The sequence below is a fragment of the Burkholderia sp. AU4i genome (assembly GCF_000466765.1).
In the GTDB taxonomy this organism is placed as follows: Bacteria; Pseudomonadota; Gammaproteobacteria; order Burkholderiales; family Burkholderiaceae; genus Burkholderia; species Burkholderia cepacia.
The window spans coordinates 1-20,148 of the sequence record NZ_ASSI01000214.1 but is presented as its reverse complement, the minus strand read 5'-3'; the positions used below and the strand labels follow the sequence as shown (position 1 = coordinate 20,148).

At 66.9% G+C, this 20,148-nt stretch carries 17 protein-coding genes and 1 pseudogene; 2 read left to right on the top strand and 16 right to left on the bottom strand.

Features of this window, described 5'->3' with window-relative positions:
- The 15 genes and pseudogenes from L810_RS49410 to hpnI all read right to left on the bottom strand — a co-directional run.
- Nucleotides 1-148: pseudogene (locus L810_RS49410) on the bottom strand (succinylglutamate desuccinylase); the annotation flags it as partial.
- A 7-nt stretch (nt 149-155) separates the two neighbouring features.
- Nucleotides 156-1,496 carry an N-succinylarginine dihydrolase gene (gene astB, locus L810_RS36610; protein ID WP_021163198.1) on the bottom strand — a complete coding sequence of 447 codons (1,341 nt, stop codon included), beginning with the start codon at nt 1,494-1,496 and terminating at the stop codon, nt 156-158.
- A 14-nt stretch (nt 1,497-1,510) separates the two neighbouring features.
- Entirely contained in the window at nt 1,511-2,974 is a 1,464-nt protein-coding gene (astD, locus tag L810_RS36605; RefSeq protein ID WP_021163197.1) for a succinylglutamate-semialdehyde dehydrogenase, read from the bottom strand.
- A 7-nt stretch (nt 2,975-2,981) separates the two neighbouring features.
- Nucleotides 2,982-4,016 (bottom strand): arginine N-succinyltransferase, encoded by a 1,035-nt coding sequence (gene astA / locus L810_RS36600; protein WP_021163196.1) that lies wholly within the window; start codon nt 4,014-4,016, stop codon nt 2,982-2,984.
- The gene (aruF, locus tag L810_RS36595; RefSeq protein WP_021163195.1) at nt 4,013-5,065 is read right to left on the bottom strand and encodes an arginine/ornithine succinyltransferase subunit alpha; all 1,053 of its coding nucleotides are present in this window, start codon (nt 5,063-5,065) and stop codon (nt 4,013-4,015) included. Before aruF ends, astA begins: the two co-directional genes overlap by 4 nt.
- Before the next feature lie 30 nt (nt 5,066-5,095).
- Entirely contained in the window at nt 5,096-6,328 is a 1,233-nt protein-coding gene (locus L810_RS36590) for an aspartate aminotransferase family protein (RefSeq protein ID WP_021163194.1), read from the bottom strand.
- Between the two features lie 1,060 nt (nt 6,329-7,388).
- Nucleotides 7,389-8,429 (bottom strand): GlxA family transcriptional regulator, encoded by a 1,041-nt coding sequence (locus L810_RS36585; protein ID WP_042977702.1) that lies wholly within the window; start codon nt 8,427-8,429, stop codon nt 7,389-7,391.
- A gap of 22 nt (nt 8,430-8,451) precedes the next feature.
- Complete coding sequence (locus L810_RS36580) at nt 8,452-9,252, bottom strand: ABC transporter ATP-binding protein (RefSeq protein ID WP_021163192.1); 801 nt, start codon at nt 9,250-9,252, stop codon at nt 8,452-8,454.
- Between the two features lie 20 nt (nt 9,253-9,272).
- On the bottom strand, nt 9,273-9,986 hold the full coding sequence (locus tag L810_RS36575) for an ABC transporter permease (protein WP_021163191.1): 714 nt from the start codon (nt 9,984-9,986) through the stop codon (nt 9,273-9,275).
- Nucleotides 9,983-10,672 carry an ABC transporter permease gene (locus tag L810_RS36570; RefSeq protein WP_021163190.1) on the bottom strand — a complete coding sequence of 230 codons (690 nt, stop codon included), beginning with the start codon at nt 10,670-10,672 and terminating at the stop codon, nt 9,983-9,985. Before L810_RS36570 ends, L810_RS36575 begins: the two co-directional genes overlap by 4 nt.
- Before the next feature lie 270 nt (nt 10,673-10,942).
- Complete coding sequence (locus L810_RS36565) at nt 10,943-11,500, bottom strand: lipoprotein (RefSeq protein ID WP_021163189.1); 558 nt, start codon at nt 11,498-11,500, stop codon at nt 10,943-10,945.
- An 87-nt stretch (nt 11,501-11,587) separates the two neighbouring features.
- On the bottom strand, nt 11,588-12,637 hold the full coding sequence (locus tag L810_RS36560) for an HpnL family protein (RefSeq protein ID WP_021163188.1): 1,050 nt from the start codon (nt 12,635-12,637) through the stop codon (nt 11,588-11,590).
- On the bottom strand, nt 12,634-13,518 hold the full coding sequence (hpnK, locus tag L810_RS36555) for a hopanoid biosynthesis-associated protein HpnK (RefSeq protein ID WP_021163187.1): 885 nt from the start codon (nt 13,516-13,518) through the stop codon (nt 12,634-12,636). Before hpnK ends, L810_RS36560 begins: the two co-directional genes overlap by 4 nt.
- A 3-nt stretch (nt 13,519-13,521) precedes the next feature.
- Nucleotides 13,522-14,964 carry a hopanoid biosynthesis associated radical SAM protein HpnJ gene (hpnJ, locus tag L810_RS36550; protein ID WP_309301883.1) on the bottom strand — a complete coding sequence of 481 codons (1,443 nt, stop codon included), beginning with the start codon at nt 14,962-14,964 and terminating at the stop codon, nt 13,522-13,524.
- 136 nt (nt 14,965-15,100) lie between these two features.
- The gene (hpnI, locus tag L810_RS36545; protein ID WP_021163185.1) at nt 15,101-16,276 is read right to left on the bottom strand and encodes a bacteriohopanetetrol glucosamine biosynthesis glycosyltransferase HpnI; all 1,176 of its coding nucleotides are present in this window, start codon (nt 16,274-16,276) and stop codon (nt 15,101-15,103) included.
- A gap of 639 nt (nt 16,277-16,915) precedes the next feature.
- Here hpnI and L810_RS36540 point away from each other — a divergent pair.
- A complete protein-coding gene (locus L810_RS36540) occupies nt 16,916-17,914 on the top strand; it encodes an LLM class flavin-dependent oxidoreductase (RefSeq protein WP_042977708.1) in 999 nt (332 codons plus the stop codon).
- 36 nt (nt 17,915-17,950) lie between these two features.
- Here the strand turns inward: L810_RS36540 and L810_RS36535 are convergent, their stop codons facing one another.
- Nucleotides 17,951-19,012 carry an alpha/beta fold hydrolase gene (locus tag L810_RS36535; RefSeq protein ID WP_042977701.1) on the bottom strand — a complete coding sequence of 354 codons (1,062 nt, stop codon included), beginning with the start codon at nt 19,010-19,012 and terminating at the stop codon, nt 17,951-17,953.
- Between the two features lie 173 nt (nt 19,013-19,185).
- Here L810_RS36535 and pdxY point away from each other — a divergent pair, with 173 nt between their 5' ends.
- On the top strand, nt 19,186-20,046 hold the full coding sequence (pdxY, locus tag L810_RS36530) for a pyridoxal kinase PdxY (protein ID WP_042977705.1): 861 nt from the start codon (nt 19,186-19,188) through the stop codon (nt 20,044-20,046).
- Nucleotides 20,047-20,148: the final 102 nt, after the last annotated feature.

Here is a 20,148-nt window from a genome sequence, read left to right as displayed (position 1 = left end):
CGGCCGCGGCCGGTTCGAGCGCGAGCAGACCGTCGCCGCGCCATGAGCAGCGCACGGCGCCGGCCGCGCAGGTGCCGTCCGTCACGGACGGCGCGCTACCGGCCAGCGTGAATGCGAGGAAGTCGTCGAGCAGCACGTTGGCCGGCATCCGTACCTCAGCGCTGGAAGTCATACAGCGAACCGACGCGCAGGATCTGCGTGAGCTCGTCGAGCGCCGTGCGCGATTCGTCGAGCAGCGCCGGATCGGCGAGGTCTTCCGGTGCGAGGCGATCGCGATAGTGCCGGTCGATCCACGTGTCGAGCGACGTGAACAGCGTGTCGTTGATCCACACGTTCGACGTGACGGCCGCGCGTTCCGCGTCGTTGAGCACGACACGCAGGCGCAGGCATGCCGGGCCGCCGCCGTTCTTCATGCTTTCGCGCAGGTCGAACACGAGCACGTCGTGAATCGGGCCGTTGCCGGCCGCGAGTTCGTCGAGATAAGCCGCGACGTTCCCGTTCTCGCGGCATTCCTGCGGCACGACGAGCACTTGCGAGCCGTCCGCGCGCGACAGCAGCTGGCTGTTGAACAGATACGACGTGACCGCGTCGTTCACGCTCACGGCCGCTTCGGGCACCTCGATCACGTTCAGGCGCGCGCCGCGCGCGTCGAGCGCGGCGGTCAGCGTGTCGTAGATCGCCTGCTTGTTGACGAACGCGCGCTCGTGCGTGAACAGCGTGTCGCGGTTGCCGACCGAGATCACGTCGTTGTGGAACACGCCCGCGTCGATCACGTCCGGGTCCTGCTGCGCATACACCGTCGCTTCTTCGGCGAGCCCGTGGCGATGCGCGACCGCGCGGCTCGCCTCGAAGGTCTGGCGTGCCGGGAAGCGCTTCGGCTCGGGGCCGCGGCGGTATTCCGCGCGGCCGTACACGAAGAACTCGATGCCCGGCTTGCCGTATTCGGCACAGAAGCGCGTGTGGTTCGCCGCGCCTTCGTCGCCGAGTGCCGGCGTGCCGGTCAGCGCTTCGTGCACCGCGAAGTGCGCGGGATCGGCGAACAGCGTCGACAGCGTGCGGCGCGTCGCTTCGTGTTCGATCGCGCGGTGCAGCTTGCTGCAGAGGTTCGCCGGCGTGAAGTGCACGCGGCCGTCGCTCGTGTCGGCCGACGGGCTGACGGTGGCCGCGTTCGCGGTCCACATCGCCGATGCCGAGCTCGCGGCGGCGAGCAGTTCGGGCGCCTGCTTCGCGGCTTTCGCGATCACGTCCGCGTCCTTGCCCGAGAAGCCGAGCTCGCGCAACAGGCGCAGCGACGGCCGCTCCTGCGGCGGCAGCACGCCTTGCGCGAAGCCGAGATCCGCGAGCTGCTTCATCTTGCGCAGCCCCTGCTTCGCGGCGGCCTTCGGGTTCGCGGCCGACTTCTCGTTGTTGAGCGACGCCACGTTGCCGAACGACAGGCCGGCGTAGTTGTGGGTCGGGCCGACGAGCCCGTCGAAATTGGCTTCTTGTGCGTTCATCGTCGTTCCCTCGATCAGAAGTGCAGGCCCGGCGACAGGCTCGCGGGCAAAGTCAGTTGCGTGCTTTCCACCGACGCCATCGGATACGCGCAATAGTCGGCCGCGTAGTACGCGCTCGGGCGATGGTTGCCCGAGCGGCCGGTGCCGCCGAACGGTGCGGCGGACGATGCGCCGTTGGTCGGACGGTTCCAGTTGACGATCCCCGCACGGATCGTGCGGCGGAAGTGGTCCCATGCGTTCGCGTCGTCGGCCAGCAGGCCGGCGGACAGGCCGAATGCCGTGTCGTTCGCGCGCTCGATCGCTTCGTCGAACGTCGCGTAGCGGACGATCTGCGCGAGCGGGCCGAAGTGTTCTTCGTCCGGCAGGTTCGCCACGCCCGTCACGTCGACGATCGCCGCGTTCACGAAGCCCAGGCGCGGATCGCGCTGCGTCATCGCGATGATCGGCTTCGCGCCCTGCTCGATCAGGCGCGACTGCGCGTCGACGAGCTTCGCGGCCGCGCGCGCCGAGATCACCGCGCCCATGAACGGCTGCGGATCGGCGTCGAACACGTCGGCCGTGATCTTCGACGTGACGTCGGCGAAACGCGCGAGAAAGCGGTCGCCGAACGCGCCCTGCGGCACGAAGATGCGGCGTGCGCACGTGCAGCGCTGGCCGGCCGACAGGAACGCCGACTGGATCGTGTGATGGACGGCCGCGTCGATGTCCTCGACTTCGCCGATCACGAGCGGATTGTTGCCGCCCATCTCGAGCGCGAGCACGATCTCCGGACGGCCGCCGAACTGCCGGTGCAGCAGCGTGCCGGTGTCCGAGCTGCCGGTGAAGAACAGCCCGTCGATCTGCCGGTGATTCGCGAGCGCGATGCCCGTGTCCTTCTCGCCCTGCACAAGGTTCAGCACGCCGGCCGGCAGCCCGGCTTCCTGCCACACCTCGACCGTCGCGCGCGCGACGCCCGGCGCGAGCTCCGACGGCTTGAACACGACCGCATTGCCGGCGATCAGCGCGGGCACGATATGGCCGTTCGGCAAGTGGCCGGGGAAGTTGTACGGGCCGAACACCGCGACGACACCGTGCGGGCGGTGGCGCAGCACCGCGACGCCGTCGGCCATGTCCTGGCGCTTTTCGCCGGTGCGTTCCTGGTAGGCCTGGATCGAAATGCCGACCTTCGCGGCCATCGACGCGACTTCGGTGCGCGCTTCCCACAGCGGCTTGCCCGTCTCGCGGCCGATCGCGGTCGCGATCGCTTCCTTGCGTTCGTTGAGCAATGCGGCGAAGCGCTTGACGATCGCGCAGCGCGATTCGAAGTCGAGCGCCGACCAGCCGGCGAATGCGCGACGCGCGCTCGCGACCGCACGGTCGACGTCGGCCGCCGACGCGCTTTCGCCCTGCCATGCGATCTCGTCGGTGCCCGGGTTGCGCGAAGCGAACACGGGGCCCGAGCCTGCGACCCAGGCGCCGTCGATGAAGAGTTCCGTCATGATTCGTTTATCCCTGTTTGACTTTGAGCGGCAGCACGCGGACCGGATCGCCGGCCTTCACGTCGAGCGCGGCGGCATCGTCGGCCGACAGCACGAACGAGCCGTTCGCGACCACGCCCGGCGCGACGCCGACGCGGAAATCGGTGAGCGACGTGTTCGACACGAGTGACGTCGGCGGATGGTCGCCCTGCGCGTCGGGCACGCCGATCGCGACCGGCACGACGACGCTCTCGCGCACCGTGCGCAGGTCGTTCACGTGGCATTCGAGCACCGGGCCCGCGTCGAAGATGTCGACGTGGTTCTGGTAGCGCAGCCCTTCCGCCTCGAGCATCTTGCGGGCCGGCAGCGTGTCGCGGTGCGTGAGGCCGACCGCGTCCTGCGCGTCCTGCGGCAGCAGGTCGACGTACACCGGATAGCGCGGCATCAGTTCCGCGAGGAACGACTTGCGGCCGTGCGAGCTCAGATAGTCGGCCGCGTTGAAGTCGATCTGGTAGAAGTGCGAACCGACGGCGCGCCAGAACGGCGACGTGCCGTCTTCGTCGAAGTGGCCGCGCAGTTCCGCGCAGATGCGTTCCGGGAAGCGTTCGCGGAACTGCGCGATGAACATGAAGCGCGAGCGCGACAGCAGGCCGCCCACGCCGCCCGTGCGATAACGCGGGCTCAGGAACAGCGAGCACACTTCCGCGTAGCCGGTCAGGTCGTGCGAGATGTTCAGCGCGTGCATGCGCGTCCACACGCCGAGCTCCTGGCTCGCGTGCACGACCGTGCTCACGCGGTAGTTGTAGAACGGCTGTTCGAGGCCGACCTGCGACTCGATCCCGCATACGCCCGCGATGTCGCCCGTCTTCGATTCTTCCATCACGAAGAAGTAGCCGGCCTCGCCGGGCGCTGCCTCGCCCTCGAGCGTGCGGCGCGTGCGCTCGATGCGCGCGGCGAGCGCGTCGCGGTCGGGCTTGAACGTGGTCAGGCCCGGCCCGGTTTCCTTCGCGAGCGACACGAGCGCGTCGACGTCGCCCGTTTGTACGACCCGAACGACGATCATGCTGCGTCTCCCTTCAAATCTTCATCGTCGCGGCGGTGCAGTGGCACGCAGCGCACGACATCGCCATCCTTCACATCGAGCGCCGCGCGCACGTCGCCGGCGAGCGGTGCGTCGGCCGCATCGCCCGGCAGGTCGGCCAGCACGCAGCGGAACGATTCGCCGCTGCCCGTCGACACCATGTACGCAACGTCGCCCTGCTGGTGCGCGGCCTCGCGCACGACGCGCTCCGTGCCGTGCTTCACGCACGCGGTGCGGTCGACCTGCGCGGTGAGCACCGGGCCCGCGTCGAAGATGTCGACGAAGCGGTCGGGCTCGAAGCCTTCCTCGAGATGGATGTCGTAGGCCAGCAGTGCCGATTGGTTCGGCTCGCCGAGCACGCGCTGCGCGGCTTCCGGCAGCAGCGGCACGTAGAGCGGATACGCCGGCATCACTTCCGCGATGAAGGTGCGGCTGCGGCCGCCCGACGCGATGTCGACATCGGTGAAGTTGCGGCCGAAGAACTTGCGGCCCACCGCTTCCCAGAACGGCGACGCGCCCGTGTCGTCGCTCACGCCGAGCAGCAGCGTGAACACTTCCGGCGTGAAGCGGCGGCGGTTCGCGGCGATGTACATCATCCGGGCGCGCGAGATCAGGTGCGCGGCCGCGTCGCCGCGCAGCGACGGATCGACGTAGAAGCCCGCGAGCCGGCTCTTGCCGGTCAGCTCGTGCGACATCGTGAGCGCGTGGATCTTGCGGTTCACGTGCAGCTCGCGCGACGCGTGGATCAGCGCGTCGTTGCGGAACGCGTAGAACGGTTCCGAGTAGCCGGCCGCGGCCACGATGCTCGCCGTGCCGAGCAGCTTGCCCGTCGACGAATCCTCGAGCACGAAGAGATAGAACTCCTCGCCGGCGAAGTCGACGTCCGCGCGAAACGAATCCTCCGAGAGCGCCACGCGCGCTTCGAGCGCCGCGCGGTCGTGCGGCAGCGAGTGCAGGACCGGTTGCGCGGTGCGCGCCATGTGCGCGAGCGCATCGAGATCCGTGAGTTTGCCGGGGCGAACAAATAGCATCGTCGTTCCTGTCTGCGATGGGTGCGCCGATCAGCGCGCGGTGGCTTCCTGGGCGGCGAGCACTTGTTCGACGGCCTTCTCGAAGCGCTTGACGCCTTCGTCGAGCAGGTCGAACGGGATCACCAGCGACGGGACGAAGCGCAGCACGTTCGGGCCGGCGATCAGCATGATCAGGCCGTTTTCTGCTGCCGCGGTGACGAAGTCCTTCGCGCGGCCATCGAATGCGGCGGTGAGTTCCGCGCCGACGAGCAGGCCCTTGCCGCGCACGTCCTTGAAGATGCCGAAGCGTGCGTTGATGCGCTCGAGCGCGCCTTTCAGGCGCACGCTGCGTTCGCGCACGCCTTCGAGCAGTGCCGGGTCGCCGATCAGTTCGACGACCTTGTCGGCGATCGCCGATGCGAGCGGGTTGCCGCCGTACGTCGTGCCGTGCACGCCGACCTTGAAGTGCGCGGCCAGTTCGTTGGTCGTCAGCATCGCGCCGATCGGGAAGCCGTTGCCGAGCGCCTTGGCGGTCGTGAGGATGTCGGGCGTGACGCCCGTGTCCATGTACGCGTAGAACTGGCCCGTGCGGCCGACGCCCGTTTGCACTTCGTCGAAGATCAGCAGTGCGTCGTTCGCGTCACAGGCTTCGCGCAGTGCCTTCAGGAATGCCGGATCGGCCGGGATCACGCCGCCTTCGCCTTGCACGGGCTCGACGATCACTGCGCAGGTTTGCGGGCCGATCGCGGCCTTTGCGGCTTCGATGTCGTTGTACGGCAGGTGCGTGATGCCGGCCGGCACGGGGCCGAAGCCTTCCGAGTACTTCGGCTGGCCGCCGACGCTGACCGTGAAGAACGTGCGGCCGTGGAACGACTGCACGAACGAGATGATTTCCGCCTTGTCGGCGCCGTGGCGGTCGAACGCGACGCGGCGTGCGAGTTTCAGGGCGGCTTCGTTCGCTTCCGCGCCCGAGTTCGCGAAGAACGCGCGGTCGGCGAAGGTCAGCGATTCGAGGCGCTTTGCGAGGCGCAGCACCGGCTCGTTCGTGTAGCCGTTGCCGATGTGCCAGAGCTTGCGGCTTTGTTCGTCCAGGACTTTCAGCAGTTCCGGGTGGCCGTGGCCGAGCGACGTCACCGCGATGCCGCACGCGAAATCGATGTACTCGCGGCCGGCCGTGTCCCACACGCGGGAGCCCTCTGCGCGATCCGGCACGAACGGCGCGGGAGAAAATACCGGCACCATCACTTCGTCGAATGTCTGGCGGGTCACGGTCGAGGTCGTCATGGTCGTTCCTTTCGGTTTCGTAAGAGGGTTCAACAGGATCAAGTTTAGGTAAGGGTGACGCAAGCGTCTTGCGGAATTGCGACGGGTTCTATCGGAAGCGGATAGTGCGCTTTATTTTGCCCTCTCTCCGGGCGGGTGGTTTCGTGGAAGCGTCGCTGGTTTTGCTGCCTGTGGGGCGTGTGCTTGCCTTTGTCGTCGTGAAGCACCTGTGATCGTGAAGCACCTGTGATCTTGTCGGTCTATTAGCGTCGCCCCTGCGCGGGGCGGCGGTCACTTTTCTTTGTCTTGCCAAAGAAAAGTAACCAAAAGAAAGGCGCCCGGAAAACGCATGACTTCCCGGTGCCGTGGTCGTCAGAGTGGTTCGCACCTAAGTGTCCGCGCCAGTCAGGAACACGGAGTGGTTCGAGCAATGGTTCTGACACCACGCCCTACCCAACAGAGCGGTATACCACCCGCCAGCTCCGCCCTCGCTTCGCTCGGCCGACAGGTACACCCCCTCCAGTAGCGCATAGGGTCAATCCTCCCGGCAATCGCGCGCGCAAGTACCCCGAATTCAGCAAATCAAGGACACACGCGTTCGCAGGAAAAAGGGACGCAGCAATCAATCACGAAAACACACGGCCACGGTCGTTATCAAACAAGTACCGATGACAAGCAGTCCGACAGGTACGAATGGTGTGAGTAAAGAGTGTCGATTTGCTGACCAGCGCTGGCAAAAGCAGCAAGCGCATGAAACGCGACGGGAGGTAACCTTGCAGCCGAGCGAAGCGAGGATGGAGCTGGCGGGCGGTATACCGCTCTGTTGGGTAGGGAGTGGTGTCAGAACCATTGCTCGAACCACTCCGGTCTCCTGACTGGCGCGGACACTTAGGTGCGAACCACTCTGACGACCACGGCACCGGGAAGTCATGCGTTTTCCGGGCGCCTTTCTTTTGGTTACTTTTCTTTGGCAAGACAAAGAAAAGTAACCGCCGCCCCGCGCAGGGGCGACGCTAATAGACCGACGAGATCACAGGTGCTTCACGACGAAAAAGGCAAGCACACCGCAAAAAACCTGAAATCAATCCTTCCCGCGCTCGACGAGCGCCCCACCCCGTGGTTCACTGCCCCCGCCGGTCTGCTTCTCGAGCCACGCTCGCCGATCCTCCCGAGGCGTGACCCCGAACCTTTCGCGGTACGCGTTGGAAAAGTGCGCAGCGGAAGAAAACCCACAGGCGAGGCTAACCTGCACAACCGACTTGCTGGTCCGCTGCAACTGAGTCCGGGCCTTGAGCAACCGTAGGTTGAGGTAATACTTCGAGGGCATCGCCCCGAGATACTGTCGAAAGAGCCGCTCGAGCTGCCGGCGTGAAACGCCGACGAGTTCGGCGATCTCGTCGGTCGTCAACGGATCCTCGACATTGGCTTCCATGAGCAGCAACGCATCGTTCAACCGAGGATGCCGCTCGCCCGGCGCAGTCACAAAAGGAATCCGCTGCCGCTCTTCGCCGCTCCGCAAAGTCCCGACCCCGAGTGCATCGGCAATCCGCTCCGCGAGGTCCGCCCCATGTTCCCGGCCAATCATGGCCAGCATGAAATCCACGGTAGCCTGCCCACCCGCGCACGTCGCGCGGTCCCGGTCGATCTCGAAGATCTGCTGCGTGACGATCGACCGCTCGAACTGTTCGGCGAACTGCTGATACGTCTCCCAGTTCACGCTCACCCGGTACCCGGAAAGCTGCCCGGCCATCGCCAGCCACCACACGCCATGATGAATTCCGGTCACGAGCGGCGTGCGCTGCCCGACCCGCGCGAGACTCGCGAGAAACAACCGATAGTCGGCAAACTGCTGAAACCGCTCCGACACGACGATGACCCAGTCGCACGCGATCGCATCGTTGAACGCCGCATCGGCATGCCACTGCGCACCGCCGGCAAGCGGCACCGGCCGCCCGTCCCACGAACACACCTGCCAGCGATACAGCAGCCGCCCGTCGATCTCGTTCGCGAGGTTCAGCGCATCGACGATCGCACCCACGCCCGACATCGACACGGGCGGCAATGCAACGATCGCCACCTGCATCGTGCGGGTGGCGCCTGCGGGACGAGACACCGGTACCACGTATGAAACCCGCCCTGTCGCGTTACTTGAGACTGCCCGACAGGAACTGCTTCAGCCGCTCGCTCTGCGGGCGTACCAGCACTTCCTTCGGATCGCCCTCTTCCTCGGTCCGCCCCTGATGCAGGAACATCACGTGATTCGACACGTTGCGCGCGAAACCCATCTCGTGCGTGACGACGATCATCGTGCGGCCTTCCTCGGCGAGCTTCTGCATCACCTTCAGCACTTCGCCCACCAGTTCCGGGTCGAGCGCCGACGTCGGCTCGTCGAACAGCATCACGTCCGGATGCATCGCCAGCGCACGCGCAATCGCCACGCGCTGCTGCTGGCCACCGGAAAGATGCGACGGATACTGCTTCTCGACGCGCGGCGGCAAACCGACCTTCTCCAGGTACTCGCGCGCGCGCTCCTCGGCTTCCTTCTTCGAAATGCCGAGCACGTGCACCGGCGCTTCCATCACGTTCTCGAGCACGTTCATGTGCGCCCAGAGGTTGAAGTGCTGGAACACCATCGCGAGCTTCGTGCGGATGCGCTGAAGCTGCTTGTGATCGGCGACTTCGAGCGCACCGGCGCGGTCGGTCTTCGTGCGCACGGTCTCGCCGTCGACGACGATCTGCCCCGCATTCGGCCGCTCGAGAAAATTGATGCAGCGCAGGAACGTGCTCTTGCCCGAGCCGCTCGCGCCGATGATGCTGATGACGTCGCCGGCCTTCGCGTTCAGCGATACGCCCTTGAGCACCTCGTTGTCGCCGTAGCGCTTGTGAATGTCGACCGCGGCAAGCTTGGTGGAAGCGGACGCGCTCGTTTGAGTGATCTCGGCCAACTGGCTCTCCTCGAAGTGAATCAATGACGGGCGGCCGCGAGATACGCGAGCCAGTGGCGCTCCGCGCGGCGAAACACCGCGACGAGTGCGAACGATACCGCAAGATAGATCAGCGCGGCGATTCCGAACGACTGGAACGCCATGTAGGTCGCGGAATTCGCATCGCGTGCGACCTTCAGGATGTCCGGCACGGTCGCCGTGAACGCGACGGTGGTCGCGTGCAGCATCAGGATCACCTCGTTGCTGTACAGCGGCAGCGCGCGGCGCAGCGCCGACGGCAGGATCACGCGGCGGTACATCGTGAACGGCGACATCCCGTATGCCCGCGCCGCCTCGACCTCGCCGTGCGGAATCGCGCGGATCGCACCCGCGAAGATCTCGGTCGTGTACGCGCAGGTGTTCAGCGCGAACGCGAGAATCGCGCAGTTGAAGCCGCTGCGGAAGAACGCGTCGAGCAGCGAGTGCGAACGCACGAACTCGAGGCTGTACATGCCCGTGTACAGCAGCAGCAACTGCACGTAGAGCGGCGTGCCGCGGAACACGTACGTGTAGAACCGCACCGGCGTCGACACCCACCTGTTCTTCGACACGCGCGCGACCGCGAGCGGCACCGCGCACACGAAGCCGAGCGAAATCGACGCGACGAGCAGCCACAGCGTCACCGCGAGGCCGGAGAGGCGCTGGCCGTCCCAGTAAAGGAACGCCTGGCCGAATTCCTGGAGGATCTCGATCATAGTTCTGCGTGCCGCACGCCCATGGAATAACGCTTCTCGAGCTGGATCAGCACGAGGTTGGAAACGGTCGTGATCGCGAGATAGATCAGCGCCGCGACGAGGATGAAGAAGAACATGTTGAACGTGCTCTTGCCGGCGTCCTGCGCGGCCTTCACGACGTCCGCGAGACCGATGATCGACACCAGCGCGGTGGCCTTCACGAGCACCTGCCAGTTGTTGCCGATGCCCGGCAGCGCAAAACGCATCATCTGCGGAAACATGATCCGCACGAACACGCGCATCCCGCTCATCCCGTAAGCCGCACCGGCTTCGAGCTGGCCGCGCGGCACCGACAGGAACGCGCCGCGGAACGTCTCGGTGAAGTACGCGCCATAGATGAAGCCGAGCGTGAGCACGCCGGCCACGAACGGGTCGATGTCGATCTGGTCCCAGCCGACGAAGTCGGTGAACTGGTTCAGCCAGATCTGGATGCTGTAGAACAGCAGCAGCATCAGGACGAGATCGGGCACCGAGCGGATCAGCGTCGTATAACCGGTCGCGATCGCTCGCAGCACCCGGTTGTGCGACAGCTTCGCCACCGCGCCGATCAGCCCCAGCGCCACCGCAGTGGCGAGCGACAGCACCGACAGCTCGATGGTCTGCACGGTGCCGGCCCAGAGGACAGGACCAAAGCCGTAAAGGAACACGCGCGTCTCCAGAGTTGGAATGGATGCCGACGCGTCTGCCTGTCCCGCGCCGGGCTGACGCGGATAGTCGCAAGCGAAATTGATTGCCTCAAATCACCCGGCACGCGATTGCTGCGTCGCAACAATCCGCCCCATCATTTTCAACCGCGACCTACACCGCTGTTTCAAAAGGAAAAAAGCCGCTCCCTGACAACCGGATAACGGCCGGGGAAGCGGACTTTTTGCAATTTTCCGGTCGCTTTTTCGATATAGCGCCGAAGACGGTCGGGCTTACCGCCCCTTCAGGATGTCGGAGCGCGAAGTCGTGTAGACGAGCCCGTCCGGGCCGAAATGGACGTTGAAGAACGCGTCGGTGTTGACGCCGTCCTCGAGCCAGCGCCAGCTCCAGACCGTCTCGGGCTTGAGCGGATACTGCGCGATGTCGCCGGGCTTGCCGAGCAGGCGCCGCACCTCGTCCTCGTTCATCCCCGGGCGCACCTTCGCGAAATTCTCGGCGGTCAGCACCTGCGTCGCGCCCGTGTAGCGGCCGTTCGCATCGAGGTCGACGAACCACGTCTGGTTGCCCATCGGGCCGCGCGGGTATTCGAGACGCTTCGAGCCGTCGGTGAAGTCGCGCTCGGTCTCGGGCTTGCCCATCGTGCCGCGCACGTCGGCCTCGGTCGATTCGCCGGCCTTCAGCCCCTTCAGCAGCAGCGGCGCGGGCTTGATCGCGTTGAAGAAGTCCCTGATACGTTGCACGTCGAGGTTGCCTTGCTTGTCGTCGCAGCCGGTCAGCGCCAGCGCGGCGGCCAGCATCGTCACGGGGAGCAGCCGGAAACGGAAATTCATCGGAAGAAATGCGCGTCGAGAAAACACGCGGCAAGGATACCCGCGCGACGCCAAAAGCGCGAGACGGGCGCGCGGCCCGTCTCGTGATCAATGCATCGTTTCGGTTTCGGATTCGGTTTCCGCCACGCGGCCCGTCGCGTGCGGCGCGCGCGGCGCGGCCGGCGGCGCACCGATGCTGCGGCGCGTGCGCACGAGTTCGGCAAGCTGCCACGACCCGAGCGCGAGGCAGCCGAACAGCACCTCGCGGCCGCGCTTGACCAGCGCGAGCGACAGCGCCGTCTCGCGGTCGACGCCGAACATCTGCGCGAGCAGCACGACGGTCGCCTCCTGCACGCCGAGGCCGCCCGGCACCATGAACGCCGCATGGCGCACGGCCTGCGTCATCGCCTCGATCGCGATCGCGCCGCCGATCGACACCGGATGGCCGAGCAGCGCGAGCGCCCAGTAGATCTCGAGCGCGCCGAGCACGTAGCCGGCCAGCTGCCAGAAGAACGCGCTGAACAACAGGCCCGTGCGCGACATCAGCGCATCGATGTCGGCGTCGAGCCGCTTGCCGTCGACGCCCTGCAGCAGCCGGTGCGAATCGCCGAGCAGGCGGCCCGCGAAACGCTCGATCGCATGGAAGATCCCGCCGCGGCGCATCAGCACGACGCCGAGCACCGGCAGCGGCAGCGTCAGCAGCAGCGCGAGGCCGATCGTGCCGCCGCCCATGTTGTCCGTCGTCGCGAGCAGCAGCACGAGGCCGAGCGCGGCAAACGCATACTGAACGACGATCGTCACGAGCACCTCGACGATCACCGACGCCGTCACGCGGCTCGCGTCGGGCACCTGCCAGCGCGCGAGCCGGATGCCGACCAGCTCGCCGCCGATCCCGACCACCGGCAGCAGCCGGTTCACCGCTTCGCGCACGGTCGCGATCCACCAGAGGAACGGCAGCGACGAGCGCCTGTCGAGCAGCAGGTGCCACGCGTAGGCGTCGAGCAGCAGCGGCAGCGCGTGGAACGGTACGAGCCACAGCAGCGCGTAACCGGCGCGCGCGAGCATCTGCGACACGTCGCCGATGCCTTCGTGCAGCCCCAGCGCCAGCAGGATGCCGATGCCGAGCGGCCAGCCGAGCCATTTGATCCACTTGATCATGACGGCTGCGCTCCGGGTGCACGCGACGCCTGCCCGCCGCGCCGCGCCGCGGGCTGGCCGAACACGTCGGCAAAGCCGCCGGTCGCGACGCCCGCGGCCTTCAGCGCGGCCGCGACGCGCGGCGACAGCAGCGCATCGAGTTCGTCCACCGGACGGTAGCCGGCCATCGTCGGCGTGATCGGGCCGTCGCCGGCCTCGGCCGGATGGCAGTAGATCTCGCCGACGCCCGGCGGCAGCTTGGCCAGCGCGTCGAGCAGCACGGCCTCGTCCATCGCGCCCGTATGCTCGATCCCGACCACGTAGTCGTTGTGCGCGAGCCCCGCCCGGTCGAGCCGCGCGCGCACGAGCGCGATCCACGGCTTGAGCAGCGCGGGCGCGCTCGTTTCGTACGGCAGCCGCACCGCGCGCAACCCGTAGTCGCGGCCGATCTCGATGATCATCGACAGCACGGTGGGGTGCAGGTGGAAATGCTTGTGCGCGTTCACGTGATCGAGCGGCAGGCCGCTCGCCGCGAACGCATCGAACTGCGCGCGGATCTCGCGGCGCAGCTGCGCGCGCACGTGCGGCAGGAAGAAGAACCGGCAGCCGTCCTTCGCCATCGCGTCGCCGAACCGCCCATCGGGGCCGACGAGCGCGGGAATCTCGTGCGCGGGCAGCGTGGCCGGCCCGTCCGCGAGCACGAGATGCAGACCGACCGCGAGCGACGGCAGGCGCCGCGCACGCTCGATCGCATCCGGGGCGGCGCTCGCGCCGACCATCAGGCTCGCGGCGTTCAGCACGCCGTCGCGGTGCGCGCGTTCGACTGCCGCGTTGACGCGCGGGTGCAGCCCGAAGTCGTCCGCGGTGAAGATCAGCGCCCGCGCCGCCCGCTGCGTCGCCACGGTTTACGCCTCGTGCGCGCGCAGGAAGCGGAAGAATTCGACGCCCTCGCGCAGGCGGCGCTTCATCATGTCCCAGCTCGTCAGCATCTCGCGCACGATTTCCCAGATCTTCGACGGACGGAAGTAGAACTGGCGATAGAACTGCTCGAGATGGTGGTAGATCTCGTCGCGCGACAGGTGCGCGTAGCCGATCGCCGCGAGCTGCACACCTTCCTTGCTCACCAGGTTGATGGTCTTGTTCTCTTCCATCCAGCCGTTTTCCACGGCCTGCTTGTAGAGCGTCGTGCCCGGATACGGCGCGGCGAGCGAGACCTGGATCGTGTGCGGATTGATTTCCTTCGCGTACTCGATCGTCTTCTTGATGGTCTCCTGCGTCTCGCCCGGCAGGCCGAGGATGAAGGTGCCGTGGATCTTGATGCCGAGCTTCTTGCAGTCCGCGCTGAAGCGGCGCGCGAAATCGGTGCGCACGCCCTTCTTGATGTTCACGAGGATCTGGTCGTCGCCGGATTCGAAGCCGACCAGCAGCAGGCGCAGGCCGTTTTCCTTCATGATCTTGAGCGACTTGTACGGCACGTTCGCCTTCGCGTTGCACGACCACGTCATGCCGAGCTTGCCCAGGCCGATGGCGATCGCTTCGGCGCGCGGCAGGTCGTCGGTGAAGGTGTCGTCGTCGAACATCAGTTCCTTCACTTCCGGCATGTTGTCGCGGATCCACTTCGCTTCCGCGAGCACGTTCTCGACCGAGCGCGTGCGGTAGCGATGGCCGCTGACCGTTTGCGGCCACAGGCAGAACGTGCAGCGCGACTTGCAGCCGCGGCCCGTGTAGATCGACACGTACGGGTAGTTCAGGTAGCCGATGAAGTAGTTGTCGATCTTCAGGTCGCGCTTGTAGACGGGCGCGACGAACGGCAGTTCGTCCATGTTCTCGAGGATCGGACGCGCTTCGTTGTGCTCGATCGAGCCGTCCTTCGCGCGCCAGCTCAAGCCCTTGATCTCGGGGAACGGCTTGCCTTCGGCGATTTCCTTGCAGGTGTAGTCGAATTCCTCGCGGCACACGAAGTCGATCGCCTCGCTCGCCGTGAGCGAGTTGTGCGGATCGACCATCACCTTCGCGCCCACCATGCCGACCAGCATCGACGGCTTCATCTTCTTGAGATCCTGCGCGAACATCGCGTCGGTCGGGAACGACGGCGTGCTCGTGTGGATGATCACGAGATCGTAGTCGTTGGCGATCTTCAGCGTTTCCTCGACCGACAGGCCGTCGGCCGGCGCGTCGACGACGCGGCTGCCCGGCACGAGCGCGGCCGGCTGCGCGAGCCACGTCGGATACCAGAAGGAACGGATTTCGCGCTTCGCCTGATAGCGCGAGCCGGCTCCGCCGTCGAAGCCGTCATACGAAGGGGCCTGCAAGAACAGCGTTTTCATGAATGCTCCGGTAGCCTGCATAGTTCGTTTCGTTACAACGATTCAGTCAAAAAACCGCGGGCCGCCTTGCCGGCGCCCGCCTCTCTGTCATGTCGCGCCGCGCGGCCTCGCCGCGCAGCGCGTGTCGGCCCTCGGGCCGGGTTCGACCGGAACGGCCCTAGCGGCCGTCCACTGCTTCCACGGCCGCCGTCGCGCGCTCGCCGCCGACGACCGTCATCCTCGCGCCGCGCCACACGACATGCGTGCCGAACACGGCCGCGAGCCACTCGAGCGCGAGCAGCGTGTCGCGCACCGCGACGAGCGGCAAGTCGCGCCAGAACGCGCGCCAGCCGTCCTCGCCGCGCGCGTGCAGCACGAGCCGCCCGAACGCGCCCACCACGGCCGCCCCGCCCGCCAGCGAGCCGGCGAAGGTTCCGTCGAGGCGCAGCGCGAGCGCCGCGCCGATCGCGAGCCACGGCACGGTGAACGTAATGAACAGGAACGCGAAACCGGCCGGGTTCAGCGAACGGATCGTGCGCAGCCAGCGCGTCTCGCGGTGCCACAGCGGCCCGAACGACGGCTCGATCACGTCGGTCGCGACCTCGACCTCCGACAGCACGGTGCGGCGCCCGAGGCGGCGCGGCAGCTCGGCCAGCCAGAAATCGTCGGCCAGTTCGTCCTTTAGCGCGGGAAAACCGCCGATCCGGTCGAGCGTGTCGCGCGTCAGCGCGAGCGTCGCGCCGAAGCCGAAGCGGCTCGAGCGGCCGAGATGCGTGATCCGGACCGACGGCGCGAACCAGGCGTCGACGAACTGCGCGCCGATTCGCGTCCAGAACCCGCCGACGCTGCGCGCATGATACAGGCACGTGACGACGCCGACCGACACGTCGGCGAGCGGTGCCGTCACGCGCTCCAGATAATCGGGCGTCACCGCGATGTCGCTGTCCGCGATCACGATGCGGCCGTATTTCGCGCGTTCGGCGAGGTTGATCAGGTTGCTGACCTTCAGGTTCTTGCCGTGCACGCGCGCATCGATCACGAGCGTGATGTCGCACTCGGGGTAATCGGCACGCAGCCGTTCGACCACGGCGACGGCCGGATCGGCCGCCGACGCGACGCCAAACAGTACTTCGCAACGCGGATGGCGCTGCTCGCAGAACGTTGCGAGGTTTTCGTACAGGTGCGGCTCGAAGCCGCACAGCGGCTTGAGCACGCTGACCGGCTCGAAGCCGTCGCGCGCGGCCGTGCGCGGCGTACGCGGCCGCGGCGCGAACGCGGCGACGAGCGCATAACCGGCCGCGGCCAGCGTGAAGACGATCAGGAGCCAGTCGAACATCGTTGCGGTTGCCGTCATGCGCGCCGCCTCCCGGCGACCTGAACGCCATGGAGAACGCTTGAACGCGATTGAGCGTGATTCGGTATTCCGACAACGACGAACGCGGGCACGACCCGACTCCTTGTTCCAGCAGCGTCTGTATATGAGGAAGGCTCGACCCATCCTTCGGGTATGGCCATGCCCGGTTTCGCGTGGCGCACCTCCGCGGGAAACCCGGGCGAGATGCGGGAAGACTCGTATGGCTACCTTCGGCACAACATGGGCAGGCGCCGGATTTTAGCAGTCTGCGGCACCCCGCGCTCGGCGCTACGAGAAACGGACTTGTGCATTTCCGGCAAAGCTGCGCAGTCGGCGAACCATTTGAGCGCACCCGCGTTCACGTTAGCGTAAGCGGTTTGCAGGCGTATTGCAGTCTTGAAAATCAATCGTTTCGTGCAAATTTGTACGTCGATGCGGATTCACATCCAATCGCCGTAAAGATTGGTAATTAATCGCCGATTAGATTGATTTTTGCAACGATCGCCGGATTCGGCCCTGCACCCCTGAAACGCGCATGGGTATCGCGCCGCTCCCAGCACGTTCCGGAACCCTTTGGCAAAATCCCTGGCATTTGTTGCGTAAGCGCATCACCCAGCCCCCTTGTTCGAAGGCCAACCGATGACTCCGTTTTCCGTACTCGATCTCGCCCCCATTCCGGCCGGCGCCGACGCCTCCCGGGCGTTCCGCAACACCGTCGATCTCGCGCAGCACGCGGAACGGTGGGGCTACCAGCGCTACTGGCTGGCCGAGCATCACAACATGCCGGGCATCGCGAGCGCGGCCACCGCCGTCGTGATCGGTCATGTCGCGGGCGCGACGCAGACGATCCGCGTCGGCTCGGGCGGCATCATGCTGCCGAACCACGCGCCGCTCGTGATCGCCGAGCAGTTCGGCACGCTCGCGTCGCTGTATCCGGGGCGCATCGACCTCGGCCTCGGCCGCGCGCCCGGCACCGACCAGACCACGTCGCGCGCGCTGCGCCGCGACCTGATCGGCAGCGCCGATTCGTTTCCGGACGATGTCGCCGAGCTGCAGCGCTACTTCGCGGAGCCGGTGCCCGGCCAGCGCGTGCGCGCGGTGCCCGGCGCGGGGCTCGACGTGCCCGTGTGGCTGCTCGGTTCGAGTTTGTTCAGCGCGCAGCTGGCGGCGATGCTCGGGCTGCCGTTCGCGTTTGCGTCGCACTTCGCGCCGGATTACCTGATGCGCGCGCTCGAGATCTATCGTGCGCAGTACCGGCCGTCGGCCGCGTGGCCGAAGCCGCATGCGATGGTCGGCGTCAACGTGTTCGTCGCCGATACCGACGACGAGGCGCGGCGCCTGTTCACGTCGCTGCAGCAGCAGTTCATCAATCTGCGGCGCGGCACGCCGGGCAAGCTGCCGCCGCCCGTCGACGTGCTCGAGGCCAACGAACTCGAGCTCGCGACCGTCGCGCATTCGCTATCGTTCGCGGCGGTCGGCTCGCGCGACACCGTGCGCGACAAGCTGCGCGACCGCATCGCGCAGACGGGGGCCGACGAGCTGATCGTCACCGCGCAGATCTACGATCACGCGGCACGGCTGCGTTCGTTCGAACTGACCGCGCAGATCCGCGACGAGCTCGCGAGCGAGGTGCGCTGACGGCACACGCCCGAGCCGCCCGCAGCCGCCCCCGCGTCACTGCGGGTGCGCGGCCTCCAGCCCGTCGAGCAGCGCCTTGTGAAACGCGTCCGGATCCTGGATCTGCGGCGCGTGCCCGAGCGCCGGGAATTCGACGAGCTGCGCGCCGGGGATCGCGGCCTGCGTCCGCTTCGCGAGCTCCGGGTAGCGGCCGAGCTTCGCATGCACGTCGGGCGGCGACACGTCCTTGCCGATCGCGGTCGTGTCCTTGTCGCCGATCATCAGCAGCGTCGGCACGCGGATCGCGCCGAGTTCGTAGACCACCGGCTGCGTGAGGATCATGTCGTAGATCAGCGCGGAGTTCCAGGCGACCGCGTCGCGGCCGGCGCCACGGTACATCCCGGCCAGCATCTGCACCCAGCGCTCGTACGACGGCGACCACTTGCCCGCGTAGTACGTGCCCTGCTCATAGCGGCGAATGCTGTCGGCCGTGGTCTTCTGCTCGCGCGCATACCAGTAGTCGACCGGCAGCGGCGGCACGCCGAGCGCCTTCCAGTCCTCGAGGCCGATCGGGTTCACGAGCACGAGCTGCTCGGTCGCCTTCGGATACATCAGCGCGTAGCGCATCGCGAGCATCCCGCCCGTCGAGTGGCCGACGATCGTCGCCGACTTCACCCCCACCGATTCGAGCAGCGCGTGCGTGTTGCGCGCCAGTTGCTGGAAGCTGTACTGGTAGCGATCGGGCTTCGACGACTTGCAGAAGCCGATCTGGTCCGGTGCGATCACGCGATAGCCGGCCCGGCTCAGCACGCCGATCGTGTCCTCCCAGGTCGCCGCGCAGAAGTTCTTCCCGTGCAGCAGCACGACGGTGCGGCCGTTCGGGTGCGCCGGCGGCACGTCGAGATAGGCCATCTCGAGCGTTTCGCGTTGCGACACGAACGTATACACATGCACGGGAGCCGGATAGGTGAACCCTTCCAGGCGCGGGCCGTACACGGGCCCGTCGTTGCCGGCGGCCGATGCGGCGGCCGCCGCGACAGGCATGGCGCACGCGGCGGCGACACCCGCGCCGAGCACGACGGCGCGCACGGCATACAACATCTTGCGAATCGAAAGCATGGCGATCACGGTGATTGGAGACGCACGCGGGCAGCCGGGCCGCCTCGCGCCCCGCGATTCTACGCGGTCGCGCTGACGACGGCGCGCAACACTCCGGGGCCGCGCGACTTCCGCGCGCGCGACGAACTCGGGTATCGTGTGACGTGACCCTGAAACGCGTGCAGGCGATTCCCATGAAAAACGTCCTCAGCATTCAGTCGCACGTCATCTACGGCCATGCCGGCAACAGTGCGGCCGTGTTCCCGATGCAGCGCCTCGGCGTCAACGTCTGGCCGCTCAATACCGTCCAGTTGTCGAATCACATGCAGTACGGCCATTGGGCGGGCAGCGCGATCGATGCCGCGAAGATGGAGCAGCTCGTCGACGGCATCGCCGCGATCGGCGCGCTCAAGCGCTGCGACGCCGTGCTGTCCGGCTTCCTCGGCTCGCCGCCGCAGGCGCGCGCGGCCGTCGAGATCGTCCGCTCGGTGAAGGCGATGAACCCGAACGCGTGGTACTTCTGCGATCCGGCGATGGGCCAGACGGGCGGCATCCGGCCCGAACCCGGCGTCGAGGAATTCATGGTCCAGGAAATGCCGGCGCTCGCCGACGGCATGTCGCCGAACCACACCGAACTGCAGAAGCTGGCCGGGCGGCGCATCGAAACCGTCGCCGAAGCCGTCGAAGCGTGCCGCGCGCTGATCCGCCGCGGCCCGCAAATCATCCTCGTCAAGCACCTGCACGACCGCAACAGCCCGGCCGATCGCTTCAACATGCTCGCCGTCACCGAAACCGAGGCATGGATCGGCCAGCGCCCGCTGTACGCGTTTCCGCGCCATCCGGTCGGCGTCGGCGACCTGACCAGCGCGATCTTCGTCGCATGCCGGCTGCGCGGCGACTCCGTGCGCGCCGCGTTCGAGCACACGCTCGCAGCCGTGCATGCGGTCGTGAAGGCGACCTACGATGCGCGCCGCTACGAGCTCGAGCTCGTCGCCGCGCAGGATGAGATCGCACGCCCGAGCGAATGGTTCGGCGCGTGGGTGACGGACGCCTGACGTAGCGGCATCGCCCACCGCTTCAGCGGCGTGCATTCCGCGCTTTCTCGTTGTCTCGTTGTCTCGTTGTCTCGTTGTCCCGTTGTCCCGTTGTCCCGTTGT

Coding starts and splice junctions, on each gene's coding strand:
- L810_RS36590 (WP_021163194.1), bottom strand. CDS start 6,328: ATGACGACCTCGACCGTGACCCGCCAGACATTCGACGAAGTGATGGTG.
- astD (WP_021163197.1), bottom strand. CDS start 2,974: ATGACGGAACTCTTCATCGACGGCGCCTGGGTCGCAGGCTCGGGCCCC.
- aruF (WP_021163195.1), bottom strand. CDS start 5,065: ATGCTATTTGTTCGCCCCGGCAAACTCACGGATCTCGATGCGCTCGCG.
- astA (WP_021163196.1), bottom strand. CDS start 4,016: ATGATCGTCGTTCGGGTCGTACAAACGGGCGACGTCGACGCGCTCGTG.
- L810_RS36565 (WP_021163189.1), bottom strand. CDS start 11,500: ATGAATTTCCGTTTCCGGCTGCTCCCCGTGACGATGCTGGCCGCCGCG.
- astB (WP_021163198.1), bottom strand. CDS start 1,496: ATGAACGCACAAGAAGCCAATTTCGACGGGCTCGTCGGCCCGACCCAC.
- L810_RS36540 (WP_042977708.1), top strand. CDS start 16,916: ATGACTCCGTTTTCCGTACTCGATCTCGCCCCCATTCCGGCCGGCGCC.
- L810_RS36535 (WP_042977701.1), bottom strand. CDS start 19,012: ATGCTTTCGATTCGCAAGATGTTGTATGCCGTGCGCGCCGTCGTGCTC.
- pdxY (WP_042977705.1), top strand. CDS start 19,186: ATGAAAAACGTCCTCAGCATTCAGTCGCACGTCATCTACGGCCATGCC.
- hpnJ (WP_309301883.1), bottom strand. CDS start 14,964: ATGCAGGCTACCGGAGCATTCATGAAAACGCTGTTCTTGCAGGCCCCT.
- L810_RS36560 (WP_021163188.1), bottom strand. CDS start 12,637: ATGATCAAGTGGATCAAATGGCTCGGCTGGCCGCTCGGCATCGGCATC.
- hpnI (WP_021163185.1), bottom strand. CDS start 16,276: ATGACGGCAACCGCAACGATGTTCGACTGGCTCCTGATCGTCTTCACG.
- L810_RS36575 (WP_021163191.1), bottom strand. CDS start 9,986: ATGATCGAGATCCTCCAGGAATTCGGCCAGGCGTTCCTTTACTGGGAC.